16 protein-coding genes and 1 other annotated feature are annotated in these 15,754 nt (G+C 45.1%); of the genes, 3 read left to right on the forward strand and 13 right to left on the reverse strand.

Going from position 1 to position 15,754, the window contains the following annotated elements; translation table 11 throughout:
* Positions 1–235 precede the first annotated feature (235 nt).
* The 5 genes from rplL to DWX57_RS04960 form a co-directional block, all read right to left on the reverse strand.
* Positions 236–604: a 50S ribosomal protein L7/L12 gene (rplL, locus tag DWX57_RS04940; RefSeq protein ID WP_015534196.1), complete on the reverse strand. Its 369-nt coding sequence runs from the start codon at positions 602–604 to the stop codon at positions 236–238.
* 166 nt (positions 605–770) lie between these two features.
* Positions 771–1,259, reverse strand: coding sequence for a 50S ribosomal protein L10 (gene rplJ / locus DWX57_RS04945; protein ID WP_120123154.1), 489 nt, complete (start codon positions 1,257–1,259; stop codon positions 771–773).
* A 36-nt stretch (positions 1,260–1,295) separates the two neighbouring features.
* Positions 1,296–1,433 (reverse strand) — a sequence feature (ribosomal protein L10 leader region).
* Positions 1,434–1,517: 84 nt separating this feature from the next.
* Complete coding sequence (locus DWX57_RS04950) at positions 1,518–2,051, reverse strand: N-acetylmuramoyl-L-alanine amidase family protein (protein ID WP_015534198.1); 534 nt, start codon at positions 2,049–2,051, stop codon at positions 1,518–1,520.
* Positions 2,052–2,133: 82 nt separating this feature from the next.
* Positions 2,134–3,099, reverse strand: a complete 966-nt coding sequence (locus tag DWX57_RS04955) for a glycoside hydrolase family 25 protein (protein ID WP_022216759.1) — start codon at positions 3,097–3,099, stop codon at positions 2,134–2,136.
* A gap of 55 nt (positions 3,100–3,154) precedes the next feature.
* On the reverse strand, positions 3,155–4,903 hold the full coding sequence (locus DWX57_RS04960; RefSeq protein WP_022216758.1) for an alpha/beta hydrolase fold domain-containing protein: 1,749 nt from the start codon (positions 4,901–4,903) through the stop codon (positions 3,155–3,157).
* Between the two features lie 163 nt (positions 4,904–5,066).
* Here DWX57_RS04960 and panD point away from each other — a divergent pair, with 163 nt between their 5' ends.
* Positions 5,067–5,453, forward strand: a complete 387-nt coding sequence (gene panD / locus DWX57_RS04965; protein WP_015534201.1) for an aspartate 1-decarboxylase — start codon at positions 5,067–5,069, stop codon at positions 5,451–5,453.
* Between the two features lie 78 nt (positions 5,454–5,531).
* Here the strand turns inward: panD and DWX57_RS04970 are convergent, their stop codons facing one another.
* The 6 genes from DWX57_RS04970 to DWX57_RS04990 all read right to left on the reverse strand — a co-directional run bounded on the left by DWX57_RS04970 (position 5,532) and on the right by DWX57_RS04990 (position 9,562).
* Positions 5,532–6,278, reverse strand: a complete 747-nt coding sequence (locus DWX57_RS04970) for an HAD family hydrolase (protein WP_158579443.1) — start codon at positions 6,276–6,278, stop codon at positions 5,532–5,534.
* Positions 6,279–6,306: 28 nt separating this feature from the next.
* The gene (locus DWX57_RS04975; protein ID WP_117550523.1) at positions 6,307–6,843 is read right to left on the reverse strand and encodes a TIGR01440 family protein; all 537 of its coding nucleotides are present in this window, start codon (positions 6,841–6,843) and stop codon (positions 6,307–6,309) included.
* Between the two features lie 289 nt (positions 6,844–7,132).
* Positions 7,133–7,663, reverse strand: coding sequence for a GNAT family N-acetyltransferase (locus tag DWX57_RS04980; RefSeq protein WP_118758525.1), 531 nt, complete (start codon positions 7,661–7,663; stop codon positions 7,133–7,135).
* 26 nt (positions 7,664–7,689) lie between these two features.
* Positions 7,690–8,625, reverse strand: coding sequence for a DUF4097 family beta strand repeat-containing protein (locus DWX57_RS04985; RefSeq protein WP_158564601.1), 936 nt, complete (start codon positions 8,623–8,625; stop codon positions 7,690–7,692).
* A 132-nt stretch (positions 8,626–8,757) separates the two neighbouring features.
* Complete coding sequence (locus DWX57_RS14055) at positions 8,758–8,916, reverse strand: hypothetical protein (protein WP_158564602.1); 159 nt, start codon at positions 8,914–8,916, stop codon at positions 8,758–8,760.
* A 169-nt stretch (positions 8,917–9,085) separates the two neighbouring features.
* Complete coding sequence (locus DWX57_RS04990) at positions 9,086–9,562, reverse strand: methylglyoxal synthase (RefSeq protein ID WP_055147786.1); 477 nt, start codon at positions 9,560–9,562, stop codon at positions 9,086–9,088.
* 287 nt (positions 9,563–9,849) lie between these two features.
* Between DWX57_RS04990 and DWX57_RS04995 the strand changes: the two genes are divergently transcribed.
* Positions 9,850–11,322, forward strand: coding sequence for a DUF1846 domain-containing protein (locus DWX57_RS04995; RefSeq protein WP_015534206.1), 1,473 nt, complete (start codon positions 9,850–9,852; stop codon positions 11,320–11,322).
* A gap of 147 nt (positions 11,323–11,469) precedes the next feature.
* Here the strand turns inward: DWX57_RS04995 and DWX57_RS05000 are convergent, their stop codons facing one another.
* Positions 11,470–12,141, reverse strand: a complete 672-nt coding sequence (locus DWX57_RS05000; RefSeq protein ID WP_055224431.1) for a YoaK family protein — start codon at positions 12,139–12,141, stop codon at positions 11,470–11,472.
* 356 nt (positions 12,142–12,497) lie between these two features.
* Between DWX57_RS05000 and DWX57_RS05005 the strand changes: the two genes are divergently transcribed.
* The gene (locus tag DWX57_RS05005; protein ID WP_118649377.1) at positions 12,498–13,016 is read left to right on the forward strand and encodes a type III toxin-antitoxin system ToxN/AbiQ family toxin; all 519 of its coding nucleotides are present in this window, start codon (positions 12,498–12,500) and stop codon (positions 13,014–13,016) included.
* Positions 13,017–13,076: 60 nt separating this feature from the next.
* On the opposite strand, the gene DWX57_RS14590 is transcribed toward DWX57_RS05005, so the two are convergent.
* Positions 13,077–15,731, reverse strand: a complete 2,655-nt coding sequence (locus DWX57_RS14590) for a bifunctional amino acid transporter/iron-containing alcohol dehydrogenase (protein ID WP_120123155.1) — start codon at positions 15,729–15,731, stop codon at positions 13,077–13,079.
* Between the last annotated feature and the right edge of the window lie 23 nt (positions 15,732–15,754).

The following is a 15,754-nucleotide window of genomic DNA, read 5'->3' on the forward strand; positions in this document are numbered from 1 at the left end:
GTTTAAATAAGTGTTTTAAAGCCATTTATCACCCTATTATGATGTGTATGCACACGAAGCCATAATAGTGACAGTTTACTATCCTAACAGCAAATGCAATATTTGTCAACTATATTTTGGAATTTTTTTAGATTTTTTTATTAATTGAGAAAAGATGTATAGAAAAACCGGCCCGGCGGGATGAGATCCATCTCCGCCAGGCCGAATAAAGTCTGATAATAAAATAAGGATCAAATTACTTTAATGTAACCTTAGCGCCCTCAGCCTCGAGCTTTGTCTTAGCTTCCTCAGCCTCTTCCTTAGTAGCGTCCTCCTTGATTACCTTTGGAGCACCATCTACAGCGTCCTTAGCTTCCTTAAGACCTAAGCCTGTAAGCTCACGAACAACCTTGATAACCTTAACCTTGTTAGGACCAACCTCTGTAAGCTCTACGTTGAATGAATCCTTCTCCTCGGCTGCTGCTGCACCGTCTGCACCTGCTGCTGCAACTACAACACCTGCTGCTGCTGATACGCCGAACTCCTCTTCACAAGCCTTAACTAAGTCGTTTAACTCTAATACTGATAAACCTTTGATTACTTCAATAATTTCCTGAGTTGTCATTATGTTTTTCCTCCATATAATATAATTTGTTATTTTGTAATGCATCCACACATCATTCTCGTATCATGCGGATACCCTTTGTCCATGATATAGACAGTTGAATATCTGACAGCATATGATCCCGGCAGTGCCGATATATACATCAGATGTTCTATCAGGCTTAATATTAAGCCTCCTTCTGCTCTGCGATCTGCTTGATAACACGAGCGAAGTTTGCGATAGGTGACTGGATACTTCCAAGGAACTTGGAAATAAGCGCGTCTCTTGAAGGGATCTTTGCAATAACCTGGATTCCTTCTGCATCGTAGAATGTACCTTCTACAACGCCGCCCTTAAGCTCAAGAGCTGGGGCATTCTTTGCGAAGTCTGCAAGAACTCTTGCAGCCGCTGTAGCGTCATCCTTGCAGATTGCAAGACCAGTTGGTCCCTCTAAACAACCCTTAAGGCCTTCGAACTCTGTTCCATCGATAGCGAAGTTAACCATTGTGTTCTTGTATACCTTGTATACAACACCAGCTTCTCTTAAATTCTTACGGAGCTGTGTATCCTGCTCAACTGTAAGACCACGATAGTCTACAACTACTGCAGTAGCAGCGCCTTCAAGATTTGCCTTGATCTCTTCTACTATTGGCTTCTTTAACTCTACCTTTGCCATAATGCGCCTCCTTATTTTACTAATGACTGCACATTCCAAGATATAAAAAAACTCTCAAAGCCCTAAGACCTGAGAGTAGATTGTTAATTCAATAACGATATCTTTCCTCGGTAGGTGATATAACATCTTACGCCCTGGGGCACCTACTGTCTTCGGCAGTTCATCGTTGCTTAATGTAACACAATGCAAATGCAATGTCAACAATTTTTTTATTTTTTACCCGGCCTGACTCAAATCCGTTTATTGCCAGGCTCACGCTCACGCGCCGATCGTCTCATCCACAGCATTTGCTATTGCGTCTGCTATGGCTTCAAAATTGTAATCATACAGGTAATTGTCGTAATCGTTGTTGATAAAGCCTGTTTCTATGAGCACTGCGGGCATTTCAGTCCGGCGCAGCACCGCCAGCCCCGGCCTCTCCTCAACATTTATATTTCGAAAGCCCAGCTTTTCAAGCTCGCTGTTGATCTCCTGTGCAAGATTGTATTTCACTCCGCTTTTATCGTAGACAAGGGTCTGCACTCCGCTGTACTTGTTGGCCTCCGGTGCAGAGTTGCGGTGAAGCGATATAAAATAATCTGCTCCGCTCTCATTTCCCTTCTGTGCTTTGCGGACCGGAGAATCGTATACATCCTCCGTTCTGGTGTATACCACATCATATCCCCTGCGGGTGAGTTCATCCCCAAGTGCCAGCGCCAGGTTCAGGTTATCATTCTTCTCAAGCCTGCCCTCATACGATGCACCGTTGTCATATCCGCCGTGCCCGGCATCTATCATAATTTTTGTTGCCATATAAAATATCCAGCCCCGGTTGTTTATTCCATTTATAATATGTAACAACCGGGGCTGTGATAACACGTTTATTCAAGGTTTATTATTTGAACCAGAGATCCAGATCCACGTCTCCGGATATACCGTCAACGGTTCCGGACTCGGTGTACTGCCATCCTGTATATTTGTATGGGAAATTAGGAACATTTGCATAGTGTGCAAGCCACAGCTCGTAATCCCCGAGTCTGTCCATGTCAAGGCACTGTGCGAACATATTCCTGCTGGCATATATCATCGGCGTGTAGCCTGCCGCCTTTATCGTCTCACAGAAGCCGACTATGCCATCCGTTCTCTCATCATTCGATGCGTTGTCGCCTCTCGCCTCACTGTCGCCGATAAGCTCCGAGTCGATAACTATAGGATACTTGACGTTCATCTTGCCTATCTGTTTGAGGACAAAATTCGCTTCCTCTACACCCTCGTCATATGTTATCGCCTGGGTGAAGAAGTAAAGCCCTGTCGGTATTTTGTATTTGATGACGGCCGCCTTGCTGTCCTCAAAGCTTGAATCCAGCATCAGTCCGCCCTGCGTGTAGCCTCTGTAACCCACTCTGAGCATAACAAAATCTATGTCTTTGTTCTTCGCCAGAGTCTCCCAGTCTATGTCTGACTGGAATGTTGACAGATCCACACCCACCAGTGTGTCCTTTATATTGTCATCGCTGTAATGCATATATCCATCGTCGCCCGTGTAGAACTTCTCAACATCGAGATTGTTTCTCTCCACCTTGTCGCTGATCTTGTACAGCAGCGCATCAGGGCCGAGTTCTCCGACATTGATGTACGCTGTCGGTATATAGTTCCAGTAATTGTCATATATAAGACTGGTTATCTCCGTATCCTCGAGCGTATATCCCGATTCATAGGAAAGCCCCGGAGATGCCTTGGAGTTGGTAAATCCTCCCGCTCTTCCTATAAATATTCCTATAACAATTCCAGCAATAAGACATACCGATCCAACCAGTATGCACCAGTTTCTGGTAAATTTCTTTATCTGTTGTGTGTCCATATCTCTACCTGTCTCTTCCTTCTTAGCTTAGTCCGCCTTAGTCCGCATACACTGATTACATATTATCAAGGAAATGTTCCGTGCCAAGCCGCAAATGTATGACCTTGTCATACTTCTTCTTTATGGCATGTCTGAACCTTCTCGCCTCACTGTGTGAGAACATTCTCTCAAGATCCGCTTCTCTGAGTATCGGTTCATCACAGAGTATCTTGTACTTGATGTTCCAGTCATACATAAGACTTGTGCAGTTATCTATGCTCACCCGCAGCATCGTTCCTTTGTTTTTACCCATGAACACGCTTCTGTTCCATCTATGTTTTGCAACCGAATTCTTGGCATCAAATACAACCTCAGCCCCCGGATACTTCTTCCATATCGCATCCAGGAACAACTTCAGCTTGTCCTTGTCAAAATATCTCATCATATCGTATACAACAAACAGGATCGCCACATTCTGAGGCTTCTGCACTTCATCAAGCCATTCGTAATCAAATATTGAACTTCCTATGTTGACCTCTCTGTCCCGGATCTCCATGTATTTTCTTCTTATATCTATGCGCTCCGGGAGATCAACATTGTACCACTTTATACGGCCGTTATCCACACGGGAAAACATGGTATCCAGTTCGCATCCGACATTGACGATAATTCCGTCCGCATATCTGTTTATGAAGTTTCGGACCCTCTCGTCCACAGCGACCAGCCTCTCCATCATGACTGTCCTGTCGTAAAATGTGTATCTGGCATTCCTCTTCTTATGCTCGATGCCTAATTTGTCCGTGAGCTTTATGGCCTCGTTGTCCTCATATAACTTTGGATAACGCTCCGCCATCATCGCCCTGCACCAAATGTCATTCTCTATGTCAGCAGGTACAAAATCCGAATCTCCCTTGATGCAGCCGGCGATCTTCTTCATGATGGTCTTGCACTCCGGTATGAGGGGATGCTCGAGATAATCGTGTGTCACCGCATAATACTGATAGTAATGCACCTTCATATTCGTCCTGCTCGCGTTATCATACAGCCTTCTGGCATAGCAGTTGAGCATGTCGTCATTTGTCGTGAATATATCCATCTCATCGCATATATCCGTTATGTCGTAATACACGGGACTTGTCATATCCGTCCTGCCTGCCGCATCCTTCACCCAGTAAGCAGAGAGGAAATGCTTTATCCCCGGCGTGTAGTAATATCTGTACATAAAACGGCTCTTGTCACTCATCTTCTGTTCAAGCTCCGTGTCCTCAAATTCCGTGTCAAGAACCGGGGAGCACAGTATGAGCTTGTCCGGTCTTCTCCTGCCCTTCTTCCACAACTGTATGGCAAGCGATAACGCCAGACAGCCTCCGGATGAATGTCCGAGAAGCACCAGACGCTGGACATCCTCCGAGTCACACAGCTTGTCATACGCACCCGTAAGCATATCCAGTGCCTCTGTCACCGAATGCTCCGGCGCAAGCGGGTATATCGGAACCACCGCCCCATAGCCGGTTCTCTCCACCGTGTCGAACACAAACTTCCATTCATTGTGTGTTATCCTCGACACAAATCCTCCGCCGTGTATATACATGAAGAACTCCGTCGCCCTGCCGTCTTTAGGCATCACATAAAAGCACAGTCCGCCCTTCTCAAACACCGATCTGACCTTAAACTTATCTTCATTATAAGAAGGCGGATTATAATCCTCTTTTTTGTGAAGCTTAACCGCTGTTTTATATATGTCAGAGGCTTTCATATGCCTGTCATCAAGCATGACGTGCCCCATCTTTTCTATTGCAATAGTTAAGTAATTCTGACTCTCCATTGTCCACCTTTCCAAATGTCCGGTCTACAACTCTCTTTCAGTTATTTTTGCACATGTCAATAATATAATCAAGAAATGATTTTATTTACTGTTGCAATATTGTCAATTTATGATATTATAATTGCGGTAAACAGGATGCATACAGCATAGAAAGGCAAATCTTATGAATATTACGATGTTAAAGAGTAAGATACACCGCGCAGTTGTAACTCAGGCTGAGCTCAATTACGTCGGCAGTATAACTGTAGATTCTGAGCTTTTAAAGGCCGCCGGAATCCTCGAGTATGAATTAGTACAGATTGTTGACATAGAAAATGGTAATCGTTTCGAGACATACACCATAGCCGGAGAGCCGGGATCAGGAGTTATGTGCCTCAACGGTGCTGCTGCCCGTCAGGTCCAGGTCGGAGATCACATCATTCTCATGTGCTACGCATCAATGACCCCTGAGGAGGCAAAGGAGCACACGCCTAAGGTCGTATTTGTAAATGATGACAACTCCATCTCACGTATTACCGATTACGAGAAGCACGGAGAGCTTTTCAGCTAGATCCTATATAGAATAAAAAGAACTATTCGTTTTAACTAAAGACGAATAGTTCTTTTTTATATTCGGATATGACCGGTCTTATCTGTCGGCATCATCAAGGATAAGTCTGCACATCTCCGGCACATTTACCTCATCCATAATTATGTCTGCTTTTATGTCTCTGTCGGCATCATCCACCGGGGATATATTGGAGTGTACATAACAGGTGTGGAGTCCGACCTGCTTCGCCGCCAGCACATCACATACCGCGTCATTTCCCACCATTATGGATCTGTTCGGATTGATATGATTTCTGTCCAGAAGCTGCTGATAGAACGCTGCATCCGGCTTCATTGCACCGAAATCCGAAGAGAGCGATATATCTGTAAAATATCCCTCTATGCCAAGTGACTGAACCTCAGGGAAGGTGAAAACTCTCTGTGCATTTGACAGAACGTATAATTTCTTTCCGGCCTGCTTGAGCTGTTCGAGCATATCCGTCACGCCGTCATACAGTCTTATATATCCTGTAGACGCCTTGCGGAACTCCTGAGCCGCAGCCACTGTCAGCTCTGCACAATCGGACGGTGTCTGATCTTTTTTCAACGTGAGCTGCTCAAATACCTCAAGTATCTGTATCTCAGGGAATTTGAACCTCTTCTTTGCCATGGCCTGTTCTGCGCGTCTGATCTGTCTCTTGTACCTTGATCTGAGTCCTGCCGGATTGTATTTCACTCCGTGCTGCGCATAGAACTCACACATATGTTTCCACACAGCGATGTCCTCCTCATCAGTGTGAATGTCTATCAATGTTCCATATAAGTCAAATATAATATTGTCGTACACGTCATACCTCCGGGTAATTCTTTATTTTTTAGCGATAGCAGGCTCTCGCACCGCCAATGTATTTTGCACGGGTTCTCGCCATAACCACATGTGCACTTCCAACCATGCTGTGCTCAGATCTGACCGGAACGGCCACCGGCGCAAGATGCATGCCTATGAGAGTATCTCCTATATCAATGCCTGCCTGTGCCTGTATAGCCTCGATAGCCACTGGCTCCTTCATATCTGCGTATGCCGCTGTGGCAAATGAACCGCCCGCCTTGAGCTGTGGCACAACATTGACTATCGGTATCCTGTTCGCCTTTGCATATTCCTTCTCAACTATTATTGCCCTGTTCAGATGTTCACAGCACTGCGCCGCCATGTAGACACCTGTGTCTTTGAGTTCATCGAGTATTGCTCCCGCTATACATTTGCCGATCTCCTCACTGGAGAATGAGCCTATCCTCATATTTGCAACTTCGCTGGATGAGCAGCCGACCACCAGTGCATCGCCGGGTTCAAGTCCCGCAACTGCAAGAAGATCCTTCACAGCGCCGCGGACCTCATCTTCGATCTCCTTCAAATGGTCAAAGGCTTCTGTTGAAACGCCCTGTCCCGCAGGTCTGAGTCCTTCCTCAATGCTCGTAGGTTCAGCTTTCTCCGGCTCAGAAATATCCTGAACCTCCTCATATTCATCCTTATCTATGGACACCGGCACACCGGTCTTGCCGAGCACAGTCACGCCGCCGTACCATGTGCTGTCCACCTTGAGCACATCGCCCACTTCATATTCCATTGAGTATTCATCTTTCTTTTTTATTATCTTCACCATCTTTGCCATGTCACAGATCTCCTTTCCTGTACATTTGCATTTACATGCGCTTTATTATCTTATATAGAAGAGAGCCATACATAACTCTCATAACCTCTTCGTATTCGTCCCGTGTCACGTACTCTCCGTAGGTCATCATCTCATATGTAACACCGGCTTCTCTGACCTGGTAATCCAGGCAGGACAGGCCATTGCGCTCGTAGAACGCCTTTCTCCGGCACCTCTGGTCGTAATTCGGCGCATTCTCATCAAGGGGCTCGATATTCAGAAACAGCTTCTGATCCGGATACTCTGTTCTCACCCTTTTTAATATTGCAGAGCCGTATCCACCATCTCTTGCCGATTCATCTATCGCAAGGAACATGAGCGTTTTCACCCTGTCATCACCTATCACATATGTCAGTCCGACAAACCTGCCTGAGTCCACAACCGCACGAAACCTCGCCTTTCCCTGTCTGCATCTTCTGGTGAGCATCCACATAGGAGGTCTTTCTTCCCTTGGGAACGCAGTCACGAACAGGTGCTTTACCTGTTTTCTATAATCATCAATATCAACAAATTTTAATTCCATATTATAACCTTCCAAACTCAGTCGTTCTATCTGTCAACATATTTTATCTGGACATCTCCCGATGTGGTATCGACAATGCACTTGTTTTCATTTTCCATATGGGACTCAGGTATGTCCACCTCTCCGCTCTTGCTGTTCACAAGGAAACGTTTCTCCGACAAGAATGATATATCCACGTTACCACTCTCCGTCGCAAACCAGAGCATATGTCCATCGCACGCATCTACATTTATATCTCCTGAAGATGTCATGAACTGTCCAACCTTTGCCGCCTTTATATTATACCCCTCAAGCAAACCCTTGCCCGCAGATATTATGACATTGTCGCCGTGGACGTTCATTATCGAAAAGTCGCCGCTGCTGCCATTCACCTTCACACTATCCGCATCCACAGAAGCCATGGTGACCTCACCGGAATCTGTGACGACATTTACATTTTCTGCGGTTATATTGGACAGATACGCTCCGCCATTCACCTCAGTTACTTCAAATGTCCCACAGGATATCTGCACACTGGACACCAGAGTTCCCGTCTTCGAGGTCATGGATATATCTCCATACTCTCCCTCCGGTATACTCACCACGACATAAGGATCGTCTCCAAAGCCTATGTCTGAGCCAAATATCCTGTTGTCGGCACAGGTCATGACCAGCGCATCATCCTGCACCGTCACGGAATGTACGACGTCGGGCGAATCAAAATATGTGATGTGACATTTGTCATCGTCGGATTCCACCAGTTTCACATCCATGTCGTCTGCCACCTGTATGTTAATGTCCCGGAACTTCTCAGTTATGGTCATCTCTTTTTCTGTGTAAGAGCTTTTCGCTTTTGCCTTTTTTTCTTCTTTCATCGTCATACGCGCCTGTCTTCCAAGCCCGGCGGATATGATCACCGCAGTCAGCATGACTCCGACCACCAGAACAACTATGGCCCGCATGATCCATTTTGCAACTTTCAAATGCATTTACCTCAATACAAATATGTTTTACATCCACCCCATTATATATACAAAACGGATGTATTGCAAATCCTGCAATACATCCGCGTGTTGTAACTCTATAATTCTATATATCCAGTGCCATGTGGTTCATTATTTCTTAACCACAGTATTTTTTGCAGCACTCCATGTTGAATAATATGTCACCTTGCCGGTATCCTGTGCCCAGGCGGTCACTTCCGGCATATTCACCGTGGCCAGCATCATAGCCGCCGACAGTGCAAATGCCATAAATCGTTTCATCCTTCTCATAAGCCTCTCCTTTTATTCACATAATTTTTTTGACAACATTCCGGAAAAATTATACCGCCGATGGAACCAGGCCCCTCCACTATCTCTGCCTAAAATAGAAAAAATCCACAGGTCGGCTGACATTTGCCAGATATCCTGTGGATTCTTAGACTTCATTATCACTATACAATTATTTCCCCAGCGTGTTCGCCCTGTTGTCGATATTCTTCTGGAAGTTGATGACCTTATGGTCGTATGGCTCATCCATCAGCTTGGACTGGATCATAAAGTCCGCTGTGGCTTTGTTGTTCGCCATCGGTATGTCGTACACCTGAGCGATACGGAGCAGAGCCTTCACATCCGGATCGTGTGGTGCTGCCGTGAGCGGATCAGAGAAGAATACTACGAAATCTATCCTACCCTCAACAATCTTCGCACCTATCTGCTGGTCTCCTCCAAGCGGACCGCTGTTGTAGCCCTTCACCTGAAGATTTGTCCTGTCTGTTATCATGCGGGCTGTAGTTCCCGTTCCACACAGCTCATGCTGGCTCAGTATGTTCCTGTTGTCCTCGCACCATCTGATGAGCTCTTCCTTCTTCGCATCATGGGCGATAAGAGCTATCCTTTTCTGCTTTGGTATGGTCATTGTGATGTAATCTGCACTCATGTCTGTACCTCCTGTTCCTGCTATTTGCGAGCATTACTCCCATACCCTTACTCTACCCAATCCATCCATCATTTTCAATATAAAACACTATAATACAGAAAAAATTTACTGCATTATTACATTTGCAATTTTGCCGAACTTTCCTCTGTTTTTTCTCCCATCTGTGTGGTATTCTCTTATAGGACGCTTTATAAATTTAAGTATTCTTACTTATTACATTATTTCATAAAGAGATACACAGACAAAACCATATGTCTGTTCAATTATAGTTTAAGGAGATTCACAAGATGAGAAAAATTGGCTTTGACAATGACAAATATCTGTCCATGCAGTCTGAGCATATCAGAGAGAGGATCGGACAGTTCGGAGACAAGCTGTATCTGGAATTTGGTGGAAAGTTATTCGACGACTATCACGCATCCAGAGTCCTTCCAGGATTCGCTCCGGACAGTAAGCTTCAGATGCTTCTCCAGCTTGCAGACCAGGCTGAGATGATCATATCTATAAATGCTGCCGACATAGAGCGCAACAAGATCAGACACGATCTCGGCATCACTTACGATCAGGATGTCATCAGACTTATAGGCGTATACAAAGAAAAGGGACTGTATGTGAGCAGTGTGGTAATCACCAGATACGCTGGACAGTCTTCTGCGGATGTTTTCCAGAAGAAGCTTGAAGCAATAGGGATCAAGGTTTACCACCACTATTCAATCGATGGATATCCAAACAACGTAGAAAAGATCGTCAGCGATGAGGGATACGGCAAGAACGAGTATGTTGAGACTACCAGACCTCTCGTCATCGTCACAGCACCTGGCCCTGGAAGCGGCAAGATGGCTACATGCCTCTCCCAGCTCTACCATGAGAATAAGCGCGGTGTGAAGGCTGGCTATGCAAAGTTTGAGACATTCCCTATCTGGAATATTCCTCTCAAGCACCCTGTAAACCTGGCATACGAGGCTGCAACTGCCGACCTCAACGATGTGAATATGATTGATCCGTTCCATCTGGAAGCATACGGTGAGACCACAGTCAACTACAACCGTGATATAGAGATCTACCCTGTCCTTGCGGCTATGTTCGAGGGAATCTACGGACACTGCCCATACAAGTCACCTACAGACATGGGTGTCAACATGGCAGGAAACTGCATCGTTGACGACGAGGCTTGTCAGGAGGCTTCAAAGCAGGAGATCATCAGAAGATATTATCAGTCCGTGAACAGATTTGTCAGAGACGAGGCTACAAAGGATGAGGTCTACAAGCAAGAACTCATCATGAAGCAGGCAAAGATCACCGTGGATGACCGCGCCGTTGTCCCTGTTGCTAACAAGCTTGCCGAAGAGACCGGTTCTGCTGCCGCTGCACTTGAGCTGCCAGACGGAACCATCGTCACAGGTTCTACCTCAGACCTTCTCGGACCTTCATCAGCAGTCCTCCTGAATGCCATCAAGATACTTGGCGGCATCGACAAGAAGACACACCTGATCTCAAGAACATTTATCGAGCCTATACAGAAGCTCAAGACTCAGTACCTTGGCAGCAAGAATCCAAGACTCCACACAGACGAGGTTCTCATCGCCCTGTCCATGTGTGCAGTATCAGATCCAAATGCCAAGCTTGCTCTGCAGCAGCTTCCAAAGCTTGCCGGATGCCAGCTTCACACATCTGCCATACTGTCGGCGGTTGATATGAACACATTCAAGAAGCTTGGAATCGAGTTCACGAACGAAGCGGTGTATGAGGGTAGGATGTAAGCGCATAATATTTTCGCATTTTTATGAATAAACGGCAGAAAGATACAAAATAATTTAAAATTGTATCTTTCTGCCGCTTTTTTGCTGTTTAGCGATAATTTTGTGATATTTTGAACATCCAGCTACTCTTCAGATAAAAACAGTGCGTTATCTCTTCTCCTTATACATCATGAGATGTGCCACCATAAGAAGTGCACTGGATATCCAGATCGACTTGAACCCCAGATGCAGCGTGCACACGCCGCCAGCTCCGGCGCCAAGTGCGAATATGATGATGATTCCATAATAGTGCATGGCCTTTCTGAGTGCCCCAGGCTCTTTGTCCCTGAGGTATACCGACAGACTCTCCGTTCCGCTTCGGAGATTTCCTATACACATCGTGCTGGCATAGCCGTAGCCATTTACTTTTCTGAAAGTCTGAACCTGCATGGAGCAGGCAAATGACACAAGCATCGTGGCGAGCAGATTGAACCTCACCGGTATGAATCCAACCGCAAACAATATCACGATCTCCACCAGCACAACTATCTGTCTCCAATGTATGCGGGATGCATTCTTGTATCTATGGCTTATCCTCTCCGCCACCAGCACGCCAAGTGCAAATGCGATCAACGGAAAAAGGTATCTCAATGCAATCTTAAAATCTCCCATCATAAGATGCTGGCTCATGAGAACCACATTTCCTGTCTGGGCGTTGGAGAACACCTCATCTCTGGCATTGTATGTATATGCATCCTGAAATCCCCCCGAAAGCGCAAGTATCGCACTGAGCAGGAATGTTTCGGATGTCTGTCTGAGTTCTCTGTTCTTTCTTAGCATACGCATCGTCTCTTTTCTATCTATATTTAATATTTGCAGTCTGTCTCATGCAGTAGGTAGTTCCCTGATACAAACTGCAATCCAATTAAACAAGATAACACAAATTCTTTATTTTACAATATGTATTCTTTTATAAACATTCTGTTAAATATCCTTGGCTGTTATTGCATTTTTTACCATAACAAATTATTATACTTACACAACTTGACAAATGCAGGTTCTATGCTATTCTATAGTCATATGGAGAGTCCTGCCAATTATATAAGTGGACATTCAGCAGAATAGCGTCACCTTTCAGGTGAACTATAAAAAGGACTATGTACGCATAGTCCTTTTACATTTTATAAGGAGGCATATTGAAACACGAATTAAAATTATATTGGATAGATATGAAATATATCCGCAATCTACACGCCAAAGATGACAGAATATACAACTCAAGTCCACAACTAGCTAAACATACTCGACCATATATCGGAATTATAGTCACTTGTAATGGTCAAAAATATTGTATACCATTAACATCCTTCAAACCAAAACACGAAAACATGTCTGATAGGATTGATTTTTCTCGAATTATTATAAATAGCAAAATCATCGCCGCTCTCAATTTCAGCAGAATGATTCCAGTTGAAACATCCCAATTATCAAGAATAGATACCAAAATAAGAAAGCACGATACCTCTGAAATTGCCAAAAGAAAGCAACTCTACAGGCAGGAGCTCCAATGGTGTAATGAAAATTACGACAAAATAGTCAACAAAGCCAACGTTCTTTACAACAAATACATGTCCGGCGAATATTTTAAACGAAGGCATGATTGCTTAAACTTCGCAGAATTAGAAAAGATATGCAAGCACTATAATTCACAATAAAAACCGCCACAGTCGGAAACCCATCCGGCTGCAGCGGTTTGCTATCCTTTATATTACAATTTACATTGCCTTCTTATATATCTCAGCGATCTCCTCCTGTGTGAATACCACAGGGTTGTTAGCTATGCTGGCTGCCGAAACCTTCATACAGTTCTCAGCCATCCAAGGAATATCCTTCTCCTCGATTCCGAGATCTGAAAGCTTGACATCCAGATCAAGATTCTTCAGAAGAGTTCTGATCTTCGGTGCCAGATCATCCGCCGTGATACCACCAAATATTCTGGCGATCTTCGCGAACTTGAAGTGATCTCCCTTGTAGGACGCCTCGATGATAACTGGTGTCAGAGCTGCAAGTCCCTTGCCGTGAACTATGTCCTTAAGGCCGCTGGCTGGATGCTCCATTCCGTGAGCCAATGTGACTCCGGCTGTGTTGATGACCATACCGCCTATGGTGCTGGCCAGTGTTATCTTCTCCCAGCTCTCCTGGGTTCCTCTGCCCTTATATACATCCACAAGATTGTGGGCGATAAGATCAATCGCATACAGTGCAAGCGCATCTGTAAATGGCTGCGAGATCTTTGATGTGTATGCCTCCATGCAGTGGCACAGTGCATCAAATCCAACTGCCGCAAGCACATGCTTTGGCATGGTCTTCATGCAGTCCGGATCCACGATGGATACCTTTGCCACGATGGCATTGCATCTGAGTGACTTCTTGTCGCCATTTTCCGGATTGGTGAGAACCGCAAATCCATTTCCCTCTGAACCTGTTCCACAGGTTGTAGGAATAAGTACAAGCGGAAGTGCCGTATCGCTGACCTTTCTGCCAAATATGTAATCGTTGATATCTCCATCATTGAGTGCCAGGAACGCTATAGCCTTTGCACAATCCATGATGCTTCCACCACCTATGGCAACGACCACATCACAGCCATTTGTCTTGGCAAATTCTGCACCTTCCATAGCTGTTGTAGTGAGCGGATTCTGTGCAACCTTATCAAACAGTGCAGTCTCAAGACCTGCTGCTTTCAGACTGTCATTTACCTTGTCATACAAGCCTGACTTCTTTGCACTGCTGCGGCCTGTGACGATGAGCGCTTTCTTACCATACGGCTTAGTGAGTTCACCGGTCTGGGCAACCTTTCCGGTACCAAATGCAATATTTACAGGAAGATTGTAGTTGAAGGCAATAGGCTGAACAAATTTTGTCTCATCCTCCTCAGCCATAACAAGCTCGATAGCAGCCTTGACCTCTTCCTCTCTGTTCTCTTCCTCATCTACGATCTCATCATCAATGAGGACATCGACATGTGAAGCGAATTTTTCTTTATATTTAAGCTTACATATTATGAAGAATACCACACCAAGAAGTGACCAGCCACCCGCCATAGCCCATTCCTGCCATACGAGTGCACTTCCTGAATTTGGAACTATGTACATCACAACCATAAAACCAGACATGAGGACTGCCAGTGCACCAACAATCTTATAATGCTTAACCTTATATGGTCTCTTCATATCCGGTGCCTTCTTCCTGAGTATCAGGAATGAAAGGGATACCATGCAATATGCAAGACAGCATCCAAAGTTACCTGCGTCAACTATCCATACCAGCATCTTACGGCCTGCAAGAGGAGCAAGAACTGAGAGGAAACCGATGAGGTAAAGTGCATTTACAGGTGTCTTGTGCTTCTTGTGAAGCTTTGCAAATGTCTTCGGGATCATGTATGACTCTGCCATGGAGTACATTGCACGGCTTCCTCCGATGAGGAACGAGTTCCAGCTAGTAACGATACCGCACATACCTCCTACAATAAGAACCTTCGACATAATACTGCTGTTGAACGCCTTTGCCATGGCATCCGCTGTAACAAGACCTGATCCATCCATGGATGCAGCTACCTCAGATGAATTCATGACATAACCTACACCTATGATGATAAGCGCATAGAAAAGAACCGCAAGAACAATTGAGAGTATCATGATCTTACCGATTTTCTTGAGAGGTACATTGATCTCCTCTGCAGCCTGTGGGATTACGTCGAATCCAATGAAGAAGAATGGTGTGGTAACAGCAACTCTGAGGATAGTCTTAAATATCTCCCCTGTGGAGTCTCCGTTGAACATCTGTCCGTCAAGGTTTGAAGCATCTCCTGTCACAACTGATGCAACTATGAGAAGAATACCAACACCGCCGATCACAACTGTAAGTATGGTCTGCAGAAGTGCCGCTGTCTTCGCGCCCTTTATATTGATATATGTTATAAATATCGCAACTATTATTGCAACCGCAAGCCACGATGCATAGATATCAAAACCTGCCACCGTGTACAGATATCCCTGAAGGAACTTTGGATATATATAAGTGATGATGGTTGGAAGTGCACAAGCCTCGAAACATACAACACTGACATATCCAAGTACGATAGCCCATGTACATATGTAAGAACCTATAGGTCCCATAGCCTTATAGCTGAACACATGCTCGCCGCCGCACTGAGGCATGGCCGCTGTAAGCTCTGCATATGTGAGTCCAACGAAGAATACCATAACACCGCCAAGTGCAAATCCGATGGCCGCTCCTATTACTCCACCTCTCGTGATCCAGTCGCCTGAGGATACTACCCAGCCCCAGCCGATCATGGCTCCAAAGGCTATCACCAGTATGTCCCAGGCAGAAAATACTTTATCAAATTCTGATTTTTTTCCTGCCATAATATCATCCTTTCTAATACATC

Origin of the sequence: Coprococcus sp. AF19-8AC, assembly GCF_003603115.1 — a bacterium.
Taxonomy (GTDB): Bacteria; Bacillota; Clostridia; order Lachnospirales; family Lachnospiraceae; genus Coprococcus; species Coprococcus aceti.

Coding starts and splice junctions, on each gene's coding strand:
- rplL (WP_015534196.1), bottom strand. CDS start 604: ATGACAACTCAGGAAATTATTGAAGTAATCAAAGGTTTATCAGTATTA.
- rplJ (WP_120123154.1), bottom strand. CDS start 1,259: ATGGCAAAGGTAGAGTTAAAGAAGCCAATAGTAGAAGAGATCAAGGCA.
- DWX57_RS04950 (WP_015534198.1), bottom strand. CDS start 2,051: ATGGCAACAAAAATTATGATAGATGCCGGGCACGGCGGATATGACAAC.
- DWX57_RS04955 (WP_022216759.1), bottom strand. CDS start 3,099: ATGGACACACAACAGATAAAGAAATTTACCAGAAACTGGTGCATACTG.
- DWX57_RS04960 (WP_022216758.1), bottom strand. CDS start 4,903: ATGGAGAGTCAGAATTACTTAACTATTGCAATAGAAAAGATGGGGCAC.
- panD (WP_015534201.1), top strand. CDS start 5,067: ATGAATATTACGATGTTAAAGAGTAAGATACACCGCGCAGTTGTAACT.
- DWX57_RS04980 (WP_118758525.1), bottom strand. CDS start 7,663: ATGGAATTAAAATTTGTTGATATTGATGATTATAGAAAACAGGTAAAG.
- DWX57_RS14055 (WP_158564602.1), bottom strand. CDS start 8,916: ATGAGAAGGATGAAACGATTTATGGCATTTGCACTGTCGGCGGCTATG.
- DWX57_RS04990 (WP_055147786.1), bottom strand. CDS start 9,562: ATGAGTGCAGATTACATCACAATGACCATACCAAAGCAGAAAAGGATA.
- DWX57_RS04995 (WP_015534206.1), top strand. CDS start 9,850: ATGAGAAAAATTGGCTTTGACAATGACAAATATCTGTCCATGCAGTCT.
- DWX57_RS05000 (WP_055224431.1), bottom strand. CDS start 12,141: ATGCTAAGAAAGAACAGAGAACTCAGACAGACATCCGAAACATTCCTG.
- DWX57_RS14590 (WP_120123155.1), bottom strand. CDS start 15,731: ATGGCAGGAAAAAAATCAGAATTTGATAAAGTATTTTCTGCCTGGGAC.